This is a genomic window from Pseudomonas sp. BIGb0381, from assembly GCF_024809815.1.
Classification (GTDB): domain Bacteria; phylum Pseudomonadota; class Gammaproteobacteria; order Pseudomonadales; family Pseudomonadaceae; genus Aquipseudomonas.
Genome location: NZ_JANUEN010000002.1, coordinates 695,190 through 717,469, shown reverse-complemented (window position 1 = coordinate 717,469; position 22,280 = coordinate 695,190). Strand labels below are relative to the sequence as shown.

Below are 22,280 nucleotides of genomic sequence, written 5' to 3'. Positions count from 1 at the left end.
CATGTCTGCCATCAATGCCGTTGAAAAGGGCGCCGCCGCCGTCGGTGCCCATTTGGTCCGTGACGTCAGCCTGCCCGCCCTGGTGCTGCACCGCGACGCCCTGGAACACAACATTCGCTGGATGCAGGATTTCGTCAGCAACAGCGGCGCCGAACTTGCGCCCCATGGCAAAACCAGCATGATGCCCGCGCTGTTCCAGCGCCAGATCGCCCAAGGCGCCTGGGGCATCACCCTGGCCAACGCCGTGCAGACCCGCGCCGCCTATGCCGGTGGCGTGCGCCGTGTGCTGATGGCCAACCAGTTGGTGGGCGCGCCGAACATGGCGTTGATCGCCGACCTGCTGGCCGACAAGGATTTTGACTTCCACTGCATGGTTGACCACCCGGACAACGTCGCCGACCTGGGCCTGTTCTTCGCCGCCCGTGGCCTGCGCTTGAACGTGATGATCGAATACGGCGTGGTCGGCGGCCGTTGCGGTTGCCGCAGCGAGCAGGAAGTGCGCGACCTGGCCAAGGCGATCAAGGCCCAACCGGCCCTGGCCCTCACCGGTATCGAAGGCTATGAAGGGGTGATCCACGGCGAGCACGCCATCAGTGGCATCCGCGACTTCGCCGCGAGCCTGGTTCGCCTGGCCGTGGACCTGCAAAACAACGGTTCCTTCGACCTGCCCAAGCCCATTATCACGGCGTCGGGTTCGGCCTGGTATGACCTGATCGCCGAGTCCTTCGAAACGCAAAACGCCGCCGGCCGTTTCCTCAGTGTGCTGCGCCCCGGCAGTTATGTGGCCCACGACCACGGTATCTACAAAGCGGCGCAGTGCTGCGTGCTCGACCGCCGCAGCGACCTTCATGAAGGCCTGCGCCCGGCCCTGGAAGTCTGGGCCCATGTGCAATCGTTGCCTGAGCCGGGGTTTGCGGTGATCGCCCTGGGCAAGCGCGACGTGGCCTACGACGCCGGTTTGCCGGTGCCGCTCAAACGCTATCGGGCCGGGATTCTCCCGGCTGAAGGCGATGATGTGAGCGCCTGTACCGTCACCGCAGTGATGGACCAGCACGCCTTCATGACTGTGGCGGCAGGTGTCGAGCTGCGTATCGGCGACATCATTTCCTTCGGCACCTCGCACCCTTGCCTGACCTTCGACAAGTGGCAGGTCGGTTGCCTGGTGGATGAGCAGTTGCAGGTGATCGAGTCCCTGGAAACCCGTTTCTGAGTGTAAAGCCATGACCACCGCCTCTCCACGCATTGCCCTGATCGGCGAATGCATGATCGAACTGCAACACCGCGCCGACGGCAGCCTGCAACAGAGCTTCGGCGGCGACACCCTGAACGCGGCGGTGTACCTGCGCCGTGAGCTGGGCGATCTCGGCAGTGTCGACTACGTTACCGCCCTGGGCGATGACAGCTTCAGCGATGCCATGTGCCGGCAATGGCAGGAAGAGGGGCTTGGGCTGGAGAGAGTCCAGCGCCTGCCTGGACGTTTGCCCGGCTTGTACTGCATCCAGACCGACGCCAACGGCGAGCGAAAATTTCTCTACTGGCGTAACGAAGCGGCGGTGCGCGACTGCTTTACCACGCCAGCCGCCGAACCGATCCTGGCGGCATTGCCGGGGTACGACGTGGTGTATTTCAGCGGCATTACCCTGGCGGTGCTGGGTGAAGTCGGGCGGCAGCGCTTGCTCGAAGTCCTGATCGAAACCCGCCGACGTGGCGGCAAAGTGGTGTTCGACAACAACTACCGGCCACGGCTGTGGGCCACGGTGGACGTTGCCCGTGAGGCTTATCGCACCGTACTGGCCGAGGTGGATATCGCCTTGCTGACTGAAGATGACGAGCGCGCGCTGTTTGGTTATGCCGACAGCGAGCAGGTGTTCGCGGCGTACCCGGCGATTGCGGAAGTGGTGCTCAAGCGCGGAGCGGATGCGTGTTTGATTCGTTGCGACGGCGAGCGCTTTGGTGTGCCGGCATTGAAGGTGGAGAAGGTGGTGGACACCACGGCGGCGGGGGATTCGTTCAGTGCTGCGTACCTGGCCAGTCGGCTCAAGGGTGGTTCGCCGCAGGAGGCCGCTTTGGCCGGGCATCGGCTGGCGAGCCGGGTTATCCAGGTGCCGGGTGCGCTGATCCCCAGGGAGTAGGTGAATGGCCGCCTGCGGCGGATCGGGAGCAAGTCGAATCGTCGCACCGCCCCTCCCACAGTTGACCGCATTCCTCCAGATGAAATGCGGTCAAGTGTGGGAGGGGGCTTGCCCCCGATAGCGGTCTTAAGTCAACGCCTCAATCGCGGTAAAACACCTGCACCAGGTGATACCCGAACTTGCTCTTGATCGGTCCGTGAACCACCTTCACCGGCTTCTTGAAGATCACCGCATCAATCACCCCGACCATCTGCCCAGGCCGCACTTCACCCAAATCGCCGCCGCGCTTGCCGGACGGGCAAGTGGAGTACTTCTTGGCCAGCACATCGAAGGCTTCGCCCTTGGCAATGCGCTGCTTGAGTTGTTCGGCTTCTTCGCTGGTTTTCACCAGGATATGGCGGGCTTGGGCTTTCATTGATCTCTACCAGGTGTGCGACGGCGCGCGATTATGCCTGAACTGAATCATCGACGCTGATCATGCTGCGGATTTTGGTCGCCAGCAGGTCGATGGAAAAAGGCTTGGCGACCATGTCCATGCCGTCCTCCAGGAAGCCCTGGCGCTCAGCGGCTTTCTCCGCGTAGCCGGTCATGAACAGCACCTTGAGGCCCGGCCGATGCTGGCGGGCGATCTCCGCCAGTTGGCGGCCGTTCATGCCGGGCAGGCCGACATCGGTCACCAGCAGGTCCACGCGCAGGTCCGACTCCAGCAATGGCAGCGCCGCACGCGCATCCGCCGCCTGGTGCGCGGTATAGCCCAACTCGTCGAGTACATTGACCACCAGCATGCGCACCGCCGGGTCATCCTCGACCACCACCACCGCTTCGCCGGCAAGGGCTACCGGAACTTCGCCCAATTGAGCGGGCAGGCTGCTTTCCAGGGAGGTGCCGTGCAGGCGCGGCAGGTACAAGCGCACGCAGGTGCCCTGGCCCGGTTCGCTCTGGATGGTCACGTGACCACCGGACTGCTGGGCAAACCCATAGATCATCGACAGCCCCAGGCCAGTGCCCTGGCCGATGGGTTTGGTGGTGAAGAACGGGTCGAACGCCTTGGCGAGAATCTTCGGTGCCATGCCGCTGCCGTTGTCACACACGCCAAGCATCACATAGTCGCCGGCCCTGACCGGTTCGAGGGTGGTGATATCGGTGCCGTCGAGGTAACTGTTGGCGGTTTCGATCAGCAGTTCGCCGCCGTCGGGCATGGCGTCGCGCGCGTTGATCACCAGGTTGAGCAGGGCATTTTCCAGTTGGCTGGCGTCGGTGTTGACCGGCCAGATATCGCGGCCCAGTTGCACCTTGAGCGTGATATGGGCGCCCTTGGTGCGCTGGAACAGCTCCTCCAGGGACGCCACCAACTGGTTGGGGTCCAGTGGGCGAAGGTCCAGCGACTGGCGTCGCGAGAAAGCCAGCAGGCGATGGGTGAGGGCGGCCGCGCGATGGGCCGAGGATACGGCGGTTTCGGTAAAGCGGCCGATTTCCTCGCTGCGCCCGGCGGCGATGTAGCGCTGCATCAGGTCCAGGCTGCCGATGATACCGGTGAGCATATTGTTGAAGTCGTGGGCGATACCGCCGGTGAGCTGGCCCACCGCTTCCATCTTCTGCGCATGGCGCAGGGCGTCTTCGGCGCGCTCACGCTCGAACATCTCGGTTTTCAGGCGTTCGTTGGCTTCGGCCAGCGCCTGGGTACGCTGGGCCACACGCTCCTCGAGGTTCTCGTTGAGGTGGCGCAGGGCTTCTTCGGTGAGTTTGCGTTCGGTTTCGTCGATCACAAAGATATAGAAACCGTTCACCGAACCGTCGTTGCTGAAGCGTGGCAGGTATTTCATCAGCGCATGGCGTGGGCGGCCATCACGATGGGGGGTGATGGTCATGAAACTGCAGGCCTTGCCCTTGAGCGCAGCGGCGATCTTGTCCTCGCGCCCGGCGTACACCTCGTCGCCGAGCACCTCGCGGATGGTCTTGCCGTACAGCTCCTGGGGCGTCATGCCGTACCACTCGAGGTAGGCGCTGTTGTTCAGGCGAAAGCGCTGCTCGTGGTCGACGTAGCCGATCAGCACCGGCATGGCGTTGATGATCAACTGCAGCTCGGTCTGGCTCTGGCGCAGGGCCTGCTCGGTGTGCTTGCGCTCGGTGAGGTCGAGTGCCGCGCCGAGGAAGCGCGCGGGGCGGCCTTGATGATCCTTGTAGCAACGCCCGCGGGCAAACACCCAGCGTACCTGGCCGTCGGCTTGTTGCAGGCGGTATTCCTCGGCGTATTCGGTGCCGTGGGTGATGCAGTGCTTGATGCTGCGCGTCACGGTGCCCCGGTCTTCGGGGTGTACGCCGTGCAGGTAGTCGCTGATGGGCAACAGGCTGGCGTTGCTCGGGTCCACCCCGTGCAGGTAGGCGAAGTGGGCATCGGCGATAAAGCGGTCTTCGCCAATGTCCCAATCCCAGGTGCCCACTGCGTCGGTGGCGGCGAGGGCCAGTTGCAGGCGCTGCTCGGTGTTGTGCTGGGCTCTGCGACGTTCGTTGGTTTCGATGGCCGTGACCAGGATGCCGGCCACGCTGGCGCTTTCATCGCGGACCGGGCTGTAGGTCAGGTCCAGCCAGATTTCAGTGTCGCGATTGTTGCGTTGCAGGACGAAACGCTGCTCGCTGAAGGTACGCACCTGGCCGGTCAGTACGGCGTCGTAGATCGGTGCGGTGAAGCTTTCGAGTTCCGGCCAGGTCTGGTGCGCCGGCTGGCCCATGGCGTCGGGGTGCTTGTTGCCCGCCAGCAGGGCGAAGCCGTCGTTGTAGAGTTGGGTGAGTTCGCTGCCCCACAGCAGGAGCATCGGCATCGGTGAGTGGATGACGATGTCCACGGCTGTGCGCAGGCTTTGCGGCCAATCATTGGCCTCACCGAGGGGGCTGTGTGCCCAGTCCAGCCGCGCAATCAATGCAGCGGCTTCGCTACCGGTGGTTGTTCCCTTCATAAAAAGCCCTGAGCGTAACGCTTTGAAAAAAGACAACACCCATTATCCCGTGGGAAACCTATGGGTGACTACCCTCGAAAAATAGCATGCATTGAGGGTTTGTCTTCAAATGAGTGCTTTAACGCTGAAACCTTTCATCTTTACGCCAGCTCAGGTCGGTCGCGAAACTGCGCCAGGGCCTCCGGATTGGCCAGGGCGTCGGTGTTTTTCACCGGCTCGCCGTGCACCACGTTGCGCACTGCGAGTTCGACGATCTTGCCGCTGATGGTACGGGGAATATCGCTGACGGCGAGGATCTTCGCCGGCACATGGCGCGGCGTGGTGTTGGCGCGTATTACCTGGCGGATCTGCTGCTCCAGGGCCTCATCCAGTTCGATCTCGTCATCGAGGCGCACAAACAGCACCACGCGCACATCGTCCTGCCAGCGCTGGCCGATGGCCAGGCTCTCCAGCACCTGTGGGACTTTTTCCACCTGGCGATAAATCTCCGCAGTGCCGATGCGCACGCCGCCCGGGTTGAGCACCGCGTCGGAGCGGCCGTGAATCAGCAAGCTGCCGTTGGCGCGTTGTTCGGCGTAGTCGCCCTGGGCCCATACGCCGGGAAACTGGCTGAAATACGAGGCGCGCAGCTTCTTCTGGTCCGGGTCGTTCCACAAGCCGATGGGCATCGCCGGGAAGTGCCGGGTGCACACCAGTTCGCCTTTTTCCTCGAGCAGCGGTTGGCCCTGGTCGTCCCACACCTCAATGGCCATCGCCAGGCTCTTGCATTGCATTTCACCGCGCCGTACCGGCAACACCGGGTTGCCGATCACAAAGCAGGAGACGATATCGGTGCCGCCAGACATTGAGGACAGGCACAGCTCGGCCTTGATCTCGCGGTAGACGTAGTCGTAGCTCTGGGGCGACAAGGGCGAGCCGGTCGAAATCAGGCCCTTGAGGCTGCTCAGGTCGTGGCTCAGGCGCGGTTGCAGCCCGGCCTTTTCCAGGGTGGCGAGGAACTTGGGGCTGGTGCCGAACACGCTGATCTTTTCCGCGTCGATCAGGTCGATCAAGCGTTCCGGGCCGGGATGAAACGGCGAGCCGTCATACAGCACCGCTGTGGCCCCGATCGCCAGCACCGAGACCAGCCAGTTCCACATCATCCAGCCGCAGGTGGTGTAGTAGAACAGGCAGTCCTCGCGGGATATGTCCGCGTGCAGGCCGTGTTCCTTGAGGTGGGTGAGCAGCACGCCGCCGGTGCCGTGGATGATGCATTTGGGCACGCCGGTGGTGCCGCTGGAGTAGAGGATGTACAGCGGATGATCGAACGGCACCGCGACGAACGCAGGCTCGCCGCCGGGTTGGTAGAAGTCGTTCCACAGGGCAACGCGGGCCTGGGTCTGATAGTCCTCGACGCAGGCGTGGGGCCGTGCATACGGGACGATGATCAATTGTTCCAGGGACGGCAGGCGTTCGAGGATTTCATTGAGCTTGGCGCTTTGGTCGATGGTTTTGCCGGCATAGCGGTAGCCGGCGCAGGTGATCAGCACCTTGGGCTCGATCTGGCCGAAGCGGTCGATGACGCCTTGGGTGCCGAAGTCTGGTGAGGAGCACGACCAGATCGCGCCCAGGCTGGTGGTGGCGAGCATGCCGACCAGGGTTTGCCAGGTGTTGGGCATGCACGCGGCCACCCGGTCACCGCTGCCGACACCGGCCGCCCGCAGGCTGTCTTGAAGGCCGGCGACATGGGCGGCCAGTTCGGCATAGGTGAGTTGTTCGCGCTGGCCGTCTTCACTGATCGCGACCACGGCCGGGTGATCGTCGCGTCGACGCAGCAGGTGTTCGGCAAAATTCAGGCTCGCGCCCGGAAACCACTGGGCGCTGGGCATCTCGGCGTCTTCGATCAACACTGCGCTGGGCGGGCTGCGAAACTGCACTTCGAAGAACGTGACGATTGCCTGCCAGAAGTCCGGACGCTGGTCGATGCTCCACTGGTGCAGGGCCGGGTAGTCGTTGAGCTGCACGCCGTGGCGATCATTGATAAAGCGTCGGAACTGGTCCATCCGCGTGGTGCGGATGCGTTCCGGGGAGGGTTGCCAGAGGATCTCGGACATCAGCAAGGTCTCTTGTTTTTATGCAGGTCTTCAAAACAATAGAATTCTACTGTGGGAGGGGGCTTGCTCCCGATAGCGGAGTATCAGCTAGCCCGTGTGGTACTGACCCACCGCCATCGGGAGCAAGTCCCCTCCCACAGTTTAGATCTCCAGTGTCTGGTTTTATTGGGCCAGCCAGCCGCCATCAATGTTCCACGCCGCACCCCGCACCTGCGCACCGGCCTCACTGCACAAGAACAGCACCAGCTCACCCAACTGCGACGGTGTCACGAACTCCAGCGACGGCTGTTTCTCCGCCAGCAGATCATGCTGCGCCTGCTGCGGGTCGACGCCATTGGCCACACGATCATCAATCTGCTTCTGCACCAGCGGCGTCAACACCCAGCCGGGGCAGATTGCATTGCAGGTCACGTTGCTGGTGGCGGTCTCCAGGCCCACCACCTTGGTCAAGCCGATCACGCCGTGCTTGGCTGCCACATACGCGGCCTTGCCCACCGAGCCGACCTGGCCGTGCACCGAGGCGATGTTGACGATACGCCCCCACCCCTTGGCTTTCATGCCTGGCAAGCTCAAGCGTGTGCTGTGGAACACCGACGACAGGTTGATCGCGATGATCGCGTCCCAGCGCTCCACCGGGAAGTCCTCCACCGCCGCCACATGCTGGATGCCTGCGTTGTTGACCAGGATGTCGACACCGCCGAACTCACGCTCGGCGTACGCGAGCATGTCGGCAATCTGCGCCGGGTCGCTGACGTCCGCCGGGTGATGGCCGACCTTGCCGCCAAACGCCTGCACCTGGGCGACCACCGCACTGGCGTCGCCGAAGCCGTTGAGGATCAGGTTGGCGCCGGCCTTGGCCAGGCTCAGTGCGATGCCCAGGCCGATGCCGCTGGTGGAACCGGTAACCAGGGCGGTCTTGCCGTTCAATGTCGTCATGAAAACCTCACACAATGCCGGTGGCGTAGAAAGTACCGATCACCACGAACACCGCGAGGGTCTTGATAATCGTGATGCCGAAAATGTCCTTGTAGGCTTCGCGGTGGGTCAGGCCGGTCACCGCCAGCAGCGTGATCACCGCGCCGTTGTGGGGCAGGGTGTCCATGCCGCCGCTGGCCATGGCTGCGACCCGGTGCAGCACTTCAAGGGGAATATTGGCCGCATGGGCCGCCGAAATAAAGCTCTCGGACATGGCCGCCAGGGCGATGCTCATGCCACCGGACGCAGAGCCGGTGATACCGGCCAGCAGGGTCACGGTAATCGCTTCGTTGACCAGCGGGTTGGGGATGCCTTTCAGCCAGTCCGCCAGTACCAGAAAGCCCGGCAGCGAGGCAATCACTGCACCAAAGCCGTATTCGGAAGCGGTGTTCATCGCCGCCAGCAACGCGCCGCTGACCGCGCTTTTGCTGCCCTCGGCGAGCTTACTTTTGATCGCCGACCACCCGAACGCCAGCACCATCAGGATCCCCACCAGCAACGCCGCCTGCACCGCCCAGATCGCGGTGAGCTTGGCGATTTCAGTGGTCACCGGCGCGCTCATGCCCGGCAGGCTGAGGCTGTGGGTCTTGCCGTACCACTGCGGGATCCAGTGGGTGAACAGCAGGTTCATTACGCCCACCAGGATCAGCGGCGACAGCGCGATCCAAGGGTTGGGCAGGGCAATGTTCTCGGCGGTCTCAGGCTCGTTGCGCAGCTCGGTGCCGTAGCCTTCACCCGCGCGCTGGGCCTTGTTGCGCTGGCGCGCCAGGTAGAGCATGCCGGCGCAGAACACGAAAATCGTGCCGATCAGCCCCAGCCACGGCGCCGCCCAGGCGGTGGTGTTGAAGAAGGTGCTGGGGATGATGTTCTGGATCTGCGGCGTGCCGGGCAGGGCGTCCATGGTGAACGAAAACGCACCGAGGGCGATGGTCGCCGGGATCAGGCGCTTGGGGATATTGCTCTGGCGGAACATCTCCGCTGCGAACGGGTACACCGCGAACACCACCACAAACAGCGACACGCCGCCGTAGGTGAGCAGGGCGCAGACCAGCACGATCACCAGCATCGCCTGGCGCGTGCCGAGCAAACGGATCGCCGCGGCCACGATAGAGCGCGAGAAACCCGACAGCTCGATCAGCTTGCCGAACACCGCACCGAGCAGGAACACCGGGAAATACAGTTTGATAAAGCCGACCATTTTCTCCATGAACACCCCGGTAAAGGCAGGGGCGACGGCGGACGGGTCGGTGAGCAGCACGGCACCGAGGGCGGCGATGGGGGCAAACAGGATAACGCTATAGCCACGGTAGGCAGCCAGCATCAGCAGCGCGAGCGCTGCCAGGGCAATGATCACACTCATGGTGTGTCTCCATCGGATTGTTATTGTTGTGGGTGAAGCGGTGGGGAGGGCTATAGCGAGATGTGTGCCATGTTTTCAACTTGTTGAAATATATGGGTATTTTTGAATTTTTTTCGAGGATTTTTGAATTTTGTCTCAATTTGGAGACAAGTGAAGATCAAATGTGGGAGGGGGCTTGCTCCGATAGCGGTGTATCAGCCAGCATATGTGTTAACTGACCTGATGCCATCGGGGGCAAGCCCCCTCCCACAGGGATTGTCTTTGTCTGGAGAATGGAGTCTCTATATGGAGACTAGGCAATCCCCAGTGCCACCATTTTCTTGTACAGCGTCGACCGCCCCAGCCCCAATCGCCTGGCCGCCTCCACCACATTCCCACCACACGCCTCGAGCGCCGCCGTAATCACCTGCCGATCAAAGCGCTCCCGCGCTGCTGCAAACGTCTCACCCGCAACCGTGTCCACCGCCCCGCGTTCCACCGGGCTGAACGTGCCAATCGCCGCACGAATTTCCCTGGCGTCCAGCACCAGGTCATCGCTCAGCAACGCCGCGCGCTCCAGCACGTTGCGCAGCTCGCGGATATTCCCCGGCCACGCATGCTGCGCCAACAGCGCCAGGGCTTCGCGGTCCAGCTCATGCTGGCTGCGCAGGTCTTCGAGGATCGCTTCGCTCAGCGCCGGGATATCCTCCAGCCGCTCACGCAGCGGCGGCACCCGGATCGGCAGCACATTCAGGCGGTAATACAAGTCCGCGCGAAACTCACCGCGCTTGATCGCCGCTTCCAGGTCCATGGAGGTGGCCGCGATCACCCGCACATCGCTGTGCAGCATCTCGTTGGAACCCACCGGTTCGAATTCCTTTTCCTGCAACACCCGCAGCAGTTTGCTTTGCAGCGGCAGAGGCATGTCGCCGATTTCATCGAGGAACAGCGTGCCGCCCTGGGCAATCTGAAATTTACCCGGACGGCCCTTGCGATCGGCGCCGGTAAAGGCGCCCGGCGCGGTGCCGAAGAATTCTGCTTCCAGCAGGTCATGGGGAATCGCCGCGCTGTTGATGCTGACAAAGGCCTTGTGCGCACGCGGTGAGGCGCCGTGGATCGCCTGGGCGAGCAATTCCTTGCCCGTGCCGGTTTCGCCGAGCAGCAGCACCGGCGATTCGGCGCTTGCGCTGCGCCGTGCACGGCGTTTGACTTCCAGGCTGGCGGCGCTGGTGCCGATAAAATGCGCGAAGTTGTACTTGCTCTGGCGTGAGCGCAGCAACGAACGGGTGGAGGCCAGTTCCTGCTGCATGCTCAGGTAGCGTTCGATCAGCGGCGACAGGTTACGCAGCTCATCGAACAAGGCAAAACCAATCGCCCCGATCACCGCCCCGGCATCGTTGTGGATCGGCAGGCGCATCACCACCAACGGGCCTTTGGGGGTGTCCTGGATGTCCAGCAGAATCGGCCGGTCGGTGCGTACCACCTGGCGCAACAGGCTGTTGGAAATCACCCGCTCGCACGGCTGGCCGATGGCTTCATCGGCACTCTTGAGGCCGAAGCGCTTGGCGTAGCGCTCGTTCATCCAGACGATATTGGCGTCGCGGTCGACAATCACCGTGCCTTCGCTGGACTGCTCAATGATCTCGAACAGCGACTGGATCGCCAGGCCGCGAACCTGTTGGTAATCCGTCAGGCTGGTACTCATGACGACAGCCCGCCGGCCGCCGCCAGGAGTTCTTTGGTATACGGGTGCTGCGGCGCGTCGAAGACTGCATGGCTCGGCCCGCGCTCCACCACCTTGCCGTCCTTGATCACGATCATGTCATGGGCCATAGCGCGCACCACGGCGAGGTCATGGCTGATAAACAGGTAGGTCAGGCCGTACTTCTCCTGCAACTCACGCAGCAACGCTACGACCTGCTTCTGCACGGTGCGATCAAGGGCCGAGGTGGGCTCGTCCAACAGCATCAACGCCGGCTTGAGCACCAGCGCACGAGCGATGGCGATGCGTTGGCGCTGGCCGCCGGAGAATTCATGGGGGAAGCGATGGCGGCTGGCGGGGTCGAGGCCCACGTCCTTGAGCACTTGGATTACTTGCGCATCGCGGTCGGCCAGGCTGCACGGCGCATGCACTTCCAGGCCTTCGCTGATGATCTGCTGCACCGACATGCGCGGGCTGAGGCTGCCATACGGGTCCTGGAACACCACCTGCATCTGTTTGCGCCAGGGGCGCATCTGCTTGTGGTTGAGCGGGTCGAGGGCCTCGCCCTGGAAGCGGATGCTGCCGGTGGAGTCCAGCAGGCGCAGGATCGCCTGGCCGAGAGTGGACTTGCCCGAACCGGACTCGCCGACAATCCCCAGGGTCTTGCCGCGCTGCACGCTGAGGCTGATGCCATCCACCGCGCGCAGGTAGGTCTTGCGCCGGAACAGGCCGCCGCCAAGGGGGAATTGCACGCTCAGGTTGTCCACCTCCAGCACGGTCTCCCGTGGGTCGCTGCACAGCACATCGCCGGACGGCTCGGCGTCCAGTAACAGGCGGCTGTAGGGATGTTGCGGTGCCGTGAACAAGGTCTCGCAGCCGGCCTGCTCGACAATCTCGCCGGCATGCATCACGCATACGCGTTGGGCAATGCTGCGCACCAGGTTGAGGTCATGGCTGATCAGCAGCAGCGACATGCCCAGGCGGTGTTGCAGGGATTTGAGCAGCAGCAGGATCTTGCGTTGCACGGTCACGTCGAGGGCGGTGGTGGGCTCGTCGGCAATCAACAGCTCCGGCTCACAGGCCAGGGCCATGGCGATCATCACCCGCTGGCGCTGGCCTCCGGAAAGTTGGTGCGGGTAAGCCTTGAGGCGTTCCTGGGGTTTCTGGATGCCCACCAGTTCGAGTAATTCAAGGATGCGTGCCTGCGCCGCCTTGCCGCCCATGCCCTTATGCAGCAGCAAGGTTTCGCCGATCTGTTTTTCGATGCTGTGCAGCGGGTTGAGGGAGGTCATCGGCTCCTGGAAGATCATCGCAATGCGGTTGCCGCGCAGTTTCTGCAAGGTCGACGCCGAGGCGCCGATCAGTTCCTGGCCGCGATACTTCACGGAACCGCGGGTGTCGGTACCGGCCTCGGGCAGCAGTTGCAAGATTGAGTGCGCCGTCACCGACTTGCCGGAGCCGGATTCGCCCACCAGCGCCAGGCACTCGCCGGGGCGGACGTCCAGGCTCAGGTTGCGCACCACGGTCTGGCCGCTGAACGCGACGCTGAGGTCGCGGATTTCGATCAGGTTCATACGCAATCACTCATGAGCGTGGGTCGAAGGCATCGCGTAATGCCTCGCCGATAAAGACCAGCAGCGACAGGATCAGCGCCAAGGTGAAAAACGCCGTCAAGCCCAGCCACGGCGCTTGCAGGTTCTGCTTGCCCTGGGCAATCAACTCGCCCAGTGAAGCACTGCCCGCAGGCATGCCGAAACCAAGGAAATCCAGGGCGCTCAGGGTGGAAATCGCCCCGGTGAGGATAAACGGCAGGTAGCTCAAGGTGGCGGTCATGGCGTTGGGCAGGATGTGCCGGCGAATGATCTTGCCGTCGCCCAGGCCCAGCGCCCGTGCGGCCTTGACGTACTCCAGGTTGCGCCCACGCAGGAACTCGGCGCGCACCACATCCACCAGCGCCAGCCAGGAAAACAGCGCCATGATCCCCAGCAACCACCAGAAGTTCGGCTCGACAAACCCCGACAGGATGATCAGCAGGTACAGCACCGGCAGCCCGGACCACACTTCAAGGATGCGTTGGCCGAGCAGATCCACCCAACCGCCGTAATAGCCTTGCAAGGCCCCGGCGGCGATGCCGATGGCGGCGCTGATGGTGGTGAGCGCCAGGGCAAACAGGATCGACACCCGCGCGCCGAAGATCACCCGCGCCAACACATCCCGCGACTGGTCATCGGTGCCCAGCCAGTTCACCGTCGAGGGCGGGCTGGGGGCCGGGCGGGTCAATTCGTAGTTGGGCGTGTCGTCGCTGAACGGAATCGGCGGGAACAGCATCCAGCCGCCGCCCTGCTTGATCAGCTTTTGCACGTAGTCACTGCGGTAATCGGCCTGGAACGGCAGTTGCCCGCCGAACTGCTGCTCGGTGTAGCGCTTGAACGCCGGGAAATACAGCTCGTTCTTGTAGCTGAGCACCAAGGGCTTGTCGTTGGCGATCAACTCGCCGCCCAGGGTCAGGATAAACAGGCCGATAAACAGCCACAGCGACCACCAGCCGCGACGGTTTTTCTTGAACCGTTCGAAACGCCGACGGGCCACGGGAGACAGGTTAAGCATCAGGCGTTCCTCGCGGCGAAGTCGATACGCGGGTCCACCAGGGTGTAGCAGAGGTCGCCGATCAGTTTTATCAGCAGGCCGAACAACGTGAAGATAAACAGCGAGCCAAACACCACCGGGTAGTCCCGGGACACGGCGGCTTCGTAGCTCATGCGGCCGAGGCCATCGAGGGAAAAGATCACCTCGATCAACAGCGAACCGGCAAAGAACACGCTGATAAACGCCTGGGGAATCCCCGAGATCACCAGCAGCATGGCGTTGCGAAACACATGGCCGTACAGCACCCGCCGTTCGCTCAAGCCTTTGGCGCGGGCGGTCACGACGTACTGGCGCGTGATTTCATTGAGGAACGAGTTTTTGGTCAGGATGGTCAGGGTGGCGAACCCGCCGATCACCAGCGCGCTGACCGGCAGTACCAGGTGCCAGAAGTAGTCGGCGATCTTGCCCACGGTGCTCAGCTCGGCGAAGTTTTCCGAGACCAGCCCGCGCACCGGGAACCAGTTCAATGAAGTGCCTCCAGCGAACACCACGATCAGGAACATCGCGAACAGGAACGCCGGCATCGCGTAGCCAATCACAATGGCGGTGCTGCTCCACACATCAAAACTGCTGCCATGGCGCACCGCCTTGCGAATGCCCAGGGGGATCGACACCAGGTAGGTGATCAGCGTAGCCCAGAGGCCGAGGGAAATGGTGACCGGCATCTTTTCCAGGATCAGGTCGATCACGGTGGCGCCGCGAAAGAAGCTGTTGCCGAAATCCAGTTGGGCGTAGCTCTTGAGCATCAGCCACAGGCGTTCCGGCGCGGGCTTGTCGAAGCCGTATTGTTTTTCGATGTCCTTGATCAGTTTCGGGTCCAGGCCACGGCTGGCGCGGGAGCCGCTGCTGACACCGTCGCCGGATGAGCCGCCGACCGCGCCGCCGCCGATGCCCTGCAAGTGAGCGATGGCTTGTTCCACCGGCCCGCCGGGGGCGGCCTGGACGATCACGAAATTCACCAGCAGGATGATCACCAGCGTCGGGATGATCAGCAGCAGGCGCCTCACGATATAGGCAAACATCAGCGAGCTCCTGCGCGTTTTTTCAATTCGGCATTCATTTGTTCATTTGTCAGCGGGGTAGGGCTGATTTCCCACCAGGTTTCCAGGGCTTCATCATTCCTGGCCTCGATGGCCGGGCGGCCGAAGCGGTTCCACCAAGCGGCGGAGGTGCCGGGCGGGTAGTAATTGGGGATCCACAGGTAATTCCATTGCAGCACCCGGTCCAGGGCATGGGCATAGGTAAGCATCTGCGCCTGGGTGTCGGCCTTGACCAGGCCCTTGATCAGGCTGTCGACGGCCGGGTCCTTGAGCACCATGTAGTTGTTGGCGCCCGGATCGAACGCGGCGGTCGAGCCGAAGTAGTTGTACAGCTCCATGCCGGGCGACGTGGTGACCGGGAAGCCCGTCACGATCATGTCGTAGTCGCGGGCCATCAAGCGGTTGACGTATTGCGAAGAGTCGATGCGGCGGATATTCAAGGTGATGCCGATCTGCGCGAGGTTGCGTTTGTACGGCAACAACAGGCGTTCCAGCCCGTTCTGGGCATTGAGGAAGGTGAACGCCAGCGGCTCGCCCTCGGCGTTGACCAGTTTGTCGCCGTCTGGCTTCCAGCCGGCGTCTTCCAGCAGCGCCAGGGCTTGCAGCTGCTTGTCACGGATCATGCCGCTGCCATCGGTGACCGGCGCCTTGAACACCTGGGTGAACACCTCGTCGGGAATCTGCCCGCGCAAGGGTTCGAGAATTGCCAGTTCTTCCGCAGTGGGCAGTTGGGTGGCGGCCAACGGGCTATTGGAGAAGTAGCTTTGCTGGCGGATGTACACGTTGCGCATCATCTGCCGGTTGGCCCATTCGAAGTCCCACAGCATCGCCAGGGCCTGGCGCACGCGACGATCCTTGAACATTGGTTTTTGCACATTGAACACATAACCCTGGGCCGGTTGCGGCATGTCCTTGGCCAAGTGCGCGCGTTGCAGGCGGCCATCGTCCAGGGCCGGGCCGTTGTAGCCGATGGAATAGCCGGTGGCGGAAAACTCACGGTTGAAGTCGTAGGCGCCCCCACGCAATACCTGGCGGGCCACTTCGGTGTCGCCGAAGTACTCCAGGCTCAGGTGATCGAAGTTGTACAGGCCGCGGCTGACGGGCAGGTCCTTGCCCCACCAGTCGGGGTCGCGGGTAAAGGTGATGGTGCTGCCCGAGTCGATCTTGCCGACCTTGTACGGGCCGCTGCCTAGGGGGGCTTCGTAGCCACCGCCGTTGGCGAAGTCGCGGGTCTTCCACCAGTGCTCGGGGAACACCGGCAGGGTGGCGATATCCAGGGGCAGGGTGCGGTTTTCGTTGCTGGAAAAATCAAAACGGACCTGGCGCGGGCCTTCGACTTCGACGTGCTTGACATCAGCGAACAACGTGCGAAAGCGCAGGCTGCCTTGGGTCATCAGCAGGTTGAAGCTGTAGCGCACATCCTCGGCGGTGATCGGCTTGCCATCGGCAAAACGCGCCTTGGGGTTGAGGAAGAAACGTAGGGACAGGCCGTCGTCCGCGCGGTCCATCTTCTCTGCAACCAGGCCATACACCGTATAGGGTTCGTCCAGGGAACGCAGGGCCAGGGGCGCATACAGCCAGCCGTCGACCTGGGAGACGCCGATGCCTTTGTCGATATACGGCAGCACATGGTCGAAACGTCCGATTTCAATCGCCGAGCGTCGCAGGCTGCCACCCTTGGGGGCGTTGGGGTTGGCGTAGTCGAAATGGCTGAAACCGGCGGGATACTTGGCCGGCTCGCCGTATACGGTCATTGACGGTTGGGGCGCCGCGATCACGGCGGTGCTGGCCAGCAGCAGGGCCAGGGAGGTACTGAGCAGTCTGGAAAAAGCCAATCGCATTGTCAGCCTTGAACGCCGGGTGAAGAAGAATAAGGATTTGTACGCTAACAGCATCAGCGTCGCCAGTCGTCACATGCACAACGGCCCACCAAAAGGCGGGCCGTTGTTTCAAGCAGCAGCGCGGACGGGATCAGTCCTGGCGGCTGGTGACTTCCAGCAGGTGGTAGCCGAACTGGGTTTTCACCGGGCCTTGCACGGTGTTGACCGGGGCGCTGAAGACGACGGTGTCGAATTCTTTAACCATCTGGCCTGGACCGAACGAACCCAGGTCACCGCCCTGGCGGCTGGATGGGCAGCTGGAGTTGGCTTTGGCGATTTCTGCGAAATCGGCGCCGCCTTCGATTTGGGCCTTGAGTTCGTTGCACTTGTCTTCAGTGGCAACAAGGATGTGACGGGCGGTGGCTTTGGCCATGGGGATTAACTCCTTGAGTAAAAACGGTGAGCGTACCGGATTCAGGCGGTTATTTCCTGGCAAAGTTCCGCTGGGTTTCTGGTTGGTGCGTTGAGCTTGGGTATTGGCGTGATGGAGTGAGATCCAGAGCAGACTGATATCTGCCTGATGCATAGAGATCAAATGTGGGAGGGGCGGTGCGACGATTCGACTTGCTCCCGATGGCGGCATGACAGCCGACCAGGATGTTGGATCAGACCGAGTACATATCCGTTGCTGCGGTAACTGCCACTTAGGGTTCCGCCCTTACGGCGGGTCACTTTTGGAAAAGAGCCGGAATGCCGGCCCAGCCCAAAGTAACCAAAAGGGCTCTTGCCCCAACACTCGGCACCTCGCCTAGGCTCGGTGTGCCCGAACGCAGGCTTGAATCCGTGGCTAACCCGGCGTCCTGCCGGGTTAGCCACGGATTCAAGCCTGCGTTCGGCCAGCGTGTTTGATGGGGCGCCTGAGATCAAGATCAAGATCAAGAGCCAGAGCCAGAGCCGAGCAACAGCAGTGTTACGTCTGACATTACCTAAGTCATCTGATGTCCGGTCGAATAAGCCCCCATCAATTCAAGACAATGTAGTCATTCTGCTGAATGATCGGCCGATGGTCACCTTGCACCAGGTGCAGGTAGCGGCCGTCCACCAGGTCGATGGGCAGGCAGTCGTCGATATCCATCACGCCGTCGGTGTGGGCCTGGGACCAGTGGCGCAACATTTGTTGCTTGCCCTTGCGGGTTGCCTCCTGTTTGTTGCGGGCGACCACCAGCAGGTAGTGGTGGGCTTCGCCAAAGCTGTTGGTTTCATAGCCGCCAAGGTTGATGAAGTACAGGTGATGGGCGTCGGCAGCGGGGGCCAGTTGGCTGAGTTCGACCTTCCAGCCGTCGACGCCATCCACCGCCATCCACGAATCAATATGCACACCCTTGGGGCTGCCAAACCAGCCCTCGCGCAATTGCGGGTAGGTGCCTTCCAGCGTGTCCGCTACGGCGAACACCACATCGTGAACTTCAATTCTTGCCCGTGGGTGCTTGCCCCCGAGCATCACGACAAACAGCATTGCAGGTCCTTCCTGGCGACTTGGCAAAGGGTAACCATACTTCGATTGAACCCTTTTGTCCGGGCAATGCCACACTGTTAATCCGCGAATTCATCAGGAGGTTGTCATGCGCACCATTGATCTGGCGGGCGTTCCCGTCCCTGTCATCGGCCAGGGAACCTGGCGCATGGGCGAAGACCCAGACCGGCGCCGCGCCGAAGTTGCGGCATTGCAACTGGGGATCGACGAGGGCATGACTTTGATCGATACCGCCGAGATGTATGGCGAGGGTGGCGCCGAGGAGGTCGTCGGCGAAGCCATCAGCGGCAGGCGCGACCAGGTGTTCCTGGTGAGCAAGGTCTACCCGCACAACGCCAGCCACAAGGGCGTGCCCCGTGCGTGTGAAGCCAGCCTCCAGCGCCTGGGCACGGACTACATTGATCTGTATCTGTTGCATTGGCGTGGCCAGTACCCGCTTGAAGAAACCGTCGAAGCGTTCGAGCGCCTGCGTGAGGCGGGCAAGATCGGCCGCTGGGGCGTATCCAATTTCGATGTGGCCGACCTGCAGGAACTCGCATCCCCGGCCTGCGCGACCAATCAGGTGCTGTACAACATCGAAGAGCGCGGGATCGAATTCGACCTGTTGCCCTGGTGGCAACAACACCATTTGCCGCTGATGGCGTACTGCCCGATTGCCCAGGGTGGGGAGTTGCTGTCCAGCCAGACCCTTAAGCAGATCGCCCGCCGCCACGAGGTCACGCCCGCCCAGGTCGCCCTGGCCTGGGTGCTGCGCCAGGACGGTGTGATCGCCATCCCCAAGGCGGTCACCCCGGAGCATGTACGGCTCAATGCGGCCGCCGCCAAGGTGGTGCTGGATGAGCACGACCTGGATGCCATCGATCGGGTGTTCGGCGCACCCAAGCGCAAGCATCCCTTGGCGATGGTGTAGCTGCTTGGCAGAAACGGTGCCATCCCTGGCACCCGTTCCTGCACAGGTCCGACTTAACCCGCTACCGGGCTGCGCCAGTCATCCGATCCGGATGTGCCGGACACTTCGTGGGTCCATACGATCTTGCGATAGGTGAAATACACATCCTCCAGGTGAGTGAAGTGGGCATTGTCCGGGTCCTGGCAATTGGGCATGCGGGATTGGATGTCCACGAGCGTCGCGCCCTCCAGTTCAATCGTGAAGTAGTGCTCCTGGGTGCCGGCCGATGATGTTCGGAACCACTCCAGTCGGCATTTGACCTCTTCACCGCTGGTCAATGCGCTGAACAGCAAGGGCGATGACTTATCGAAGACCTTGCTGATCATCAACGGCTTGTGGACCCTCTGGCCCGTCGGCTGACCCGACTGCGGGTCGCGGGGGATGATCACCTGATGAGCAAAGGCCTGGACCAGAATCTGGTCTTCATGGCCTTCCTGATAAATGTTGCCTACCGAGTCCTGGGTAAAAGTGCCTGCCGTAATCAAACCTTGTTTGACACCGGTGATGGAAAGATACGCGGGTGTTGGCATGACGGGTTTCCTTGCCTGATTGATGAGGTCGTTCCAACCGGTAATGGTGCCGGTCGGGCAACTCTCATTAACAAGAAGCGTGCCCGAAAGTATCAGTCCCAATAAAAACAGTGGGTCCGGCGGTCAGTGGGGTGGTTTTTTGATTGGAGGTGCATGATTTAATCGAATATATGCAGAATACGTTGCGCATAAGTGCGCATTTAGTTGCTCATGGAGTTTGGTTTGTTGGTATTGGGCTTGGCAAGGATATTCGGAAACAGATGAGGGTTTAACTGCGCAAAACCCTGCGCAGGCCTTGAATTGCAGTGATTGTAGGAAATTACTTAAGTGTCGAGGCGCTGCTTGTTGAATGCTGTTTGCATGGCTAAGGTTTACGAACTTTGCGGTGGCGCTGGCGAAGATTGGATGGCGCTTTGATATATGGTTTAAATGTTAATGCTTTGAACTTTTTGTTTTGGGTAATTGTGCCGAATGTCTTATTCAGAAAAACTCTATAACGATTACCTTGAACTTGCACGGTCGCCCTGCACGCGGACGAGTTTTGCCGGCAGCGATATGCGCTATTCAAGTGAGTATGAAGTTCTGGAGTTCGAATTGGGCAAGGCGCAATCGATTCATGCGGGCGTCCAGACCGACTGGCAGAAGGTCCTGGAAATCGGCGAGTACCTGTTGCGTCAACAATCCAAGGATCTGCGGGTCGTCGTCTGGCTGACCTGGGCATTGTATCAACGGGAATCCTTTCCAGGGCTGTTGGCCGGCCTTGGGTTATTGCGCTATCTCTGTGAGCATCATTGGTCTGCGGTCTATCCCGAAAAACCGCGTACTCGTGGCGCAGCCTTCAGTTGGCTGGCGGGGCGCCTCGAGTCCCTCTTCGCGCAAAGCCCGTCGCTGCAGGGTCAGCAGCCCTTGTTCGAATCCGTGCTTGAACATCTGGTGTGTCTCGATAAGTGCTGTGTCGAGCGCCTGGAAGATAACGCGCCGCTGTTCCTGCCGACTCGCAGGCAACTGGCCCAGCGGTTGGAGCGTGTTGCGCAAGACGATTCTCCGGTCGCGAGCTTGGACGATATTGCCGGGCAGGGGCAGGTCAAGCAGGTGACCACCCTGTTGCAGAATGCCGAGGTTGTGGTGGGCACCGAGAAAGATGCCCACAAGTTGCTGCGCGCCTTACAGGATCAGGCTCGTCCTTTGTGTGCCTGGTGGTTGCGCCAGAACGCCGCTGACCTGCGCGCACTGCGCCTGAATCGCGCGCTGACCTGGCTGACCCTCGTCAGCTACCCGGACGCTGACAGCGAACGGATCACCACCTTGCGCGGGCCTGCACCCGACAAACTCAAGCGTTACCAGGAGCGGCTTGCCCAAGGCCATTACACCGACTTGATGCTCGAACTCGAGGCCAGTCTCGCCGGTGCGCTGTTCTGGTTTGACGGGTTGTACATGGTCTGGCAGTGCCTGGAAGCGCTGCAGGCCGACCTGGCCATGACTGAGCTGGAAGTGAACTTTGCTCTGTTGCTGCAGCGCTTGCCCAACCTGCCCGAGTTTCGTTTTCACGATGGTGCTCCCTTTGCCGATGTCCCCACGCGCAACTGGATCGCGCAGCAGGTTGCCCGTCATCTGCAGTTGCCCGAATCACTGACAGTGGTGGATGCCGATGCCGAGCCTTGGGAGGCGGCCTTGCAAGCGGCACGACTGCGGCTGCGCAAGGACGGGCTCAAGGCGGCCGTCCATGAACTCAAGCAGGGCATGCATGCCGCTCACAGCGATCGTGCCCGTTTTCATTGGCGACTTGCGCAGGCGCGTCTATGTGGGCAGGCGGGCAAACACGAGTTGGCGAAGATCCAGCTCGAACATCTGGACAACGAGCTGCAACGCAGGGGCCTGGAACACTGGGAGCCGGAGTTGGCCTTGCAAGTGACCCAACTGCTTCATCGTTGCTGTGACTTGTTGCCACAAAACCAGGCCGTGCGCGAGCGTAAGGAAGACACCCATCGCAGGCTATGCCTCTTCGATCTTGAAGCGGTACTTGAATAGGCTTTCGAGCCACTTGGAAAAGGAGAAACACAATGGCCAAAGAAGGTTCGGTAGCGCCCAGGGAACGTATCAATATCACCTTCAAGCCCGCCATCGGTGGGGCGCAGGATGAAGTCGAACTGCCGTTGAAGCTGCTGGTGCTGGGTGACTTCACCCAGCGTGAGGATGTACGCAAGCTTGAAGACCGCAAGCCCATTGCCATCGACAAGAACACCCTTGATGACGTGCTGGCCAAGCAAGCGCTAAGCCTGACGCTGAACGTACCCAATCGCCTGCAGGAGTGTGCTGAGGTCGAGGAGCTGGCCATTGAGGTGCGTATCAATGCCATGAAGGATTTCAATCCCGCGAACCTGGTGGAGCAGATACCCGAATTGCACAAGCTGATGGCATTGCGTGAAGCACTCATGGCTCTCAAAGGACCGCTGGGCAATACACCAAGCTTTCGCAAAGCCATTGAGCACGCCCTGGCGGATGACGAGTCCCGCGCCCGGGTATTGGCCGAGTTGGAACTGGGCAACCACACCGCCTGACATTTTCA

General features: G+C 61.7%; 18 protein-coding genes. 5 read left to right on the top strand and 13 right to left on the bottom strand.

All coding sequences use genetic code 11. The features are described from left to right. Position 1 precedes the first annotated feature (1 nt). Both M2397_RS09525 and M2397_RS09520 read left to right on the top strand, forming a co-directional pair. The gene (locus M2397_RS09525; RefSeq protein ID WP_145337517.1) at positions 2-1,210 is read left to right on the top strand and encodes an amino acid deaminase; all 1,209 of its coding nucleotides are present in this window, start codon (positions 2-4) and stop codon (positions 1,208-1,210) included. 10 nt (positions 1,211-1,220) lie between these two features. After that, entirely contained in the window at positions 1,221-2,132 is a 912-nt protein-coding gene (locus M2397_RS09520) for a sugar kinase (protein WP_259242734.1), read from the top strand. A 139-nt stretch (positions 2,133-2,271) separates the two neighbouring features. Here the strand turns inward: M2397_RS09520 and M2397_RS09515 are convergent, their stop codons facing one another. From M2397_RS09515 to M2397_RS09460, 12 genes are all read right to left on the bottom strand, one after another. Then, positions 2,272-2,547, bottom strand: a complete 276-nt coding sequence (locus M2397_RS09515; RefSeq protein WP_010564624.1) for a peptidylprolyl isomerase — start codon at positions 2,545-2,547, stop codon at positions 2,272-2,274. 31 nt (positions 2,548-2,578) lie between these two features. Further along, positions 2,579-5,086, bottom strand: a complete 2,508-nt coding sequence (locus M2397_RS09510; protein WP_259242733.1) for a PAS domain-containing protein — start codon at positions 5,084-5,086, stop codon at positions 2,579-2,581. A gap of 140 nt (positions 5,087-5,226) precedes the next feature. Next, complete coding sequence (locus tag M2397_RS09505; protein ID WP_259242732.1) at positions 5,227-7,179, bottom strand: acetoacetate--CoA ligase; 1,953 nt, start codon at positions 7,177-7,179, stop codon at positions 5,227-5,229. A 162-nt stretch (positions 7,180-7,341) separates the two neighbouring features. Next, positions 7,342-8,115: a 3-hydroxybutyrate dehydrogenase gene (locus tag M2397_RS09500; RefSeq protein ID WP_131699297.1), complete on the bottom strand. Its 774-nt coding sequence runs from the start codon at positions 8,113-8,115 to the stop codon at positions 7,342-7,344. A gap of 7 nt (positions 8,116-8,122) precedes the next feature. After that, positions 8,123-9,514, bottom strand: coding sequence for a GntP family permease (locus tag M2397_RS09495; RefSeq protein WP_131699298.1), 1,392 nt, complete (start codon positions 9,512-9,514; stop codon positions 8,123-8,125). 292 nt (positions 9,515-9,806) lie between these two features. Further along, positions 9,807-11,198: a sigma-54-dependent Fis family transcriptional regulator gene (locus M2397_RS09490; protein WP_131699299.1), complete on the bottom strand. Its 1,392-nt coding sequence runs from the start codon at positions 11,196-11,198 to the stop codon at positions 9,807-9,809. Beyond that, the gene (locus tag M2397_RS09485) at positions 11,195-12,769 is read right to left on the bottom strand and encodes an ABC transporter ATP-binding protein (protein ID WP_131699300.1); all 1,575 of its coding nucleotides are present in this window, start codon (positions 12,767-12,769) and stop codon (positions 11,195-11,197) included. The genes M2397_RS09490 and M2397_RS09485 overlap by 4 nt, the downstream gene beginning before the upstream one ends. Before the next feature lie 10 nt (positions 12,770-12,779). After that, complete coding sequence (locus M2397_RS09480; protein ID WP_259242731.1) at positions 12,780-13,802, bottom strand: ABC transporter permease; 1,023 nt, start codon at positions 13,800-13,802, stop codon at positions 12,780-12,782. Beyond that, positions 13,802-14,863 (bottom strand): microcin C ABC transporter permease YejB, encoded by a 1,062-nt coding sequence (locus tag M2397_RS09475; protein WP_027608619.1) that lies wholly within the window; start codon positions 14,861-14,863, stop codon positions 13,802-13,804. The genes M2397_RS09480 and M2397_RS09475 overlap by 1 nt, the downstream gene beginning before the upstream one ends. Next, positions 14,863-16,722: an extracellular solute-binding protein gene (locus tag M2397_RS09470; RefSeq protein WP_259242730.1), complete on the bottom strand. Its 1,860-nt coding sequence runs from the start codon at positions 16,720-16,722 to the stop codon at positions 14,863-14,865. The genes M2397_RS09475 and M2397_RS09470 overlap by 1 nt, the downstream gene beginning before the upstream one ends. 130 nt (positions 16,723-16,852) lie before the next feature. Beyond that, entirely contained in the window at positions 16,853-17,134 is a 282-nt protein-coding gene (locus tag M2397_RS09465) for a peptidylprolyl isomerase (protein WP_044274278.1), read from the bottom strand. Positions 17,135-17,722: 588 nt separating this feature from the next. After that, positions 17,723-18,217: a DUF1543 domain-containing protein gene (locus tag M2397_RS09460; protein WP_131699303.1), complete on the bottom strand. Its 495-nt coding sequence runs from the start codon at positions 18,215-18,217 to the stop codon at positions 17,723-17,725. A gap of 106 nt (positions 18,218-18,323) precedes the next feature. Between M2397_RS09460 and M2397_RS09455 the strand changes: the two genes are divergently transcribed. After that, the gene (locus M2397_RS09455) at positions 18,324-19,145 is read left to right on the top strand and encodes an aldo/keto reductase (RefSeq protein WP_259242729.1); all 822 of its coding nucleotides are present in this window, start codon (positions 18,324-18,326) and stop codon (positions 19,143-19,145) included. 53 nt (positions 19,146-19,198) lie between these two features. Here M2397_RS09455 and M2397_RS09450 read toward each other — a convergent pair whose 3' ends face one another. Continuing rightward, positions 19,199-19,714 carry an Hcp family type VI secretion system effector gene (locus tag M2397_RS09450; protein WP_048729440.1) on the bottom strand — a complete coding sequence of 172 codons (516 nt, stop codon included), beginning with the start codon at positions 19,712-19,714 and terminating at the stop codon, positions 19,199-19,201. A gap of 471 nt (positions 19,715-20,185) precedes the next feature. Here M2397_RS09450 and tssA point away from each other — a divergent pair, with 471 nt between their 5' ends. After that, complete coding sequence (tssA, locus tag M2397_RS09445) at positions 20,186-21,742, top strand: type VI secretion system protein TssA (RefSeq protein WP_259242728.1); 1,557 nt, start codon at positions 20,186-20,188, stop codon at positions 21,740-21,742. A 32-nt stretch (positions 21,743-21,774) separates the two neighbouring features. Continuing rightward, positions 21,775-22,272, top strand: coding sequence for a type VI secretion system contractile sheath small subunit (gene tssB / locus M2397_RS09440; protein WP_131699306.1), 498 nt, complete (start codon positions 21,775-21,777; stop codon positions 22,270-22,272). Positions 22,273-22,280 lie beyond the last annotated feature (8 nt).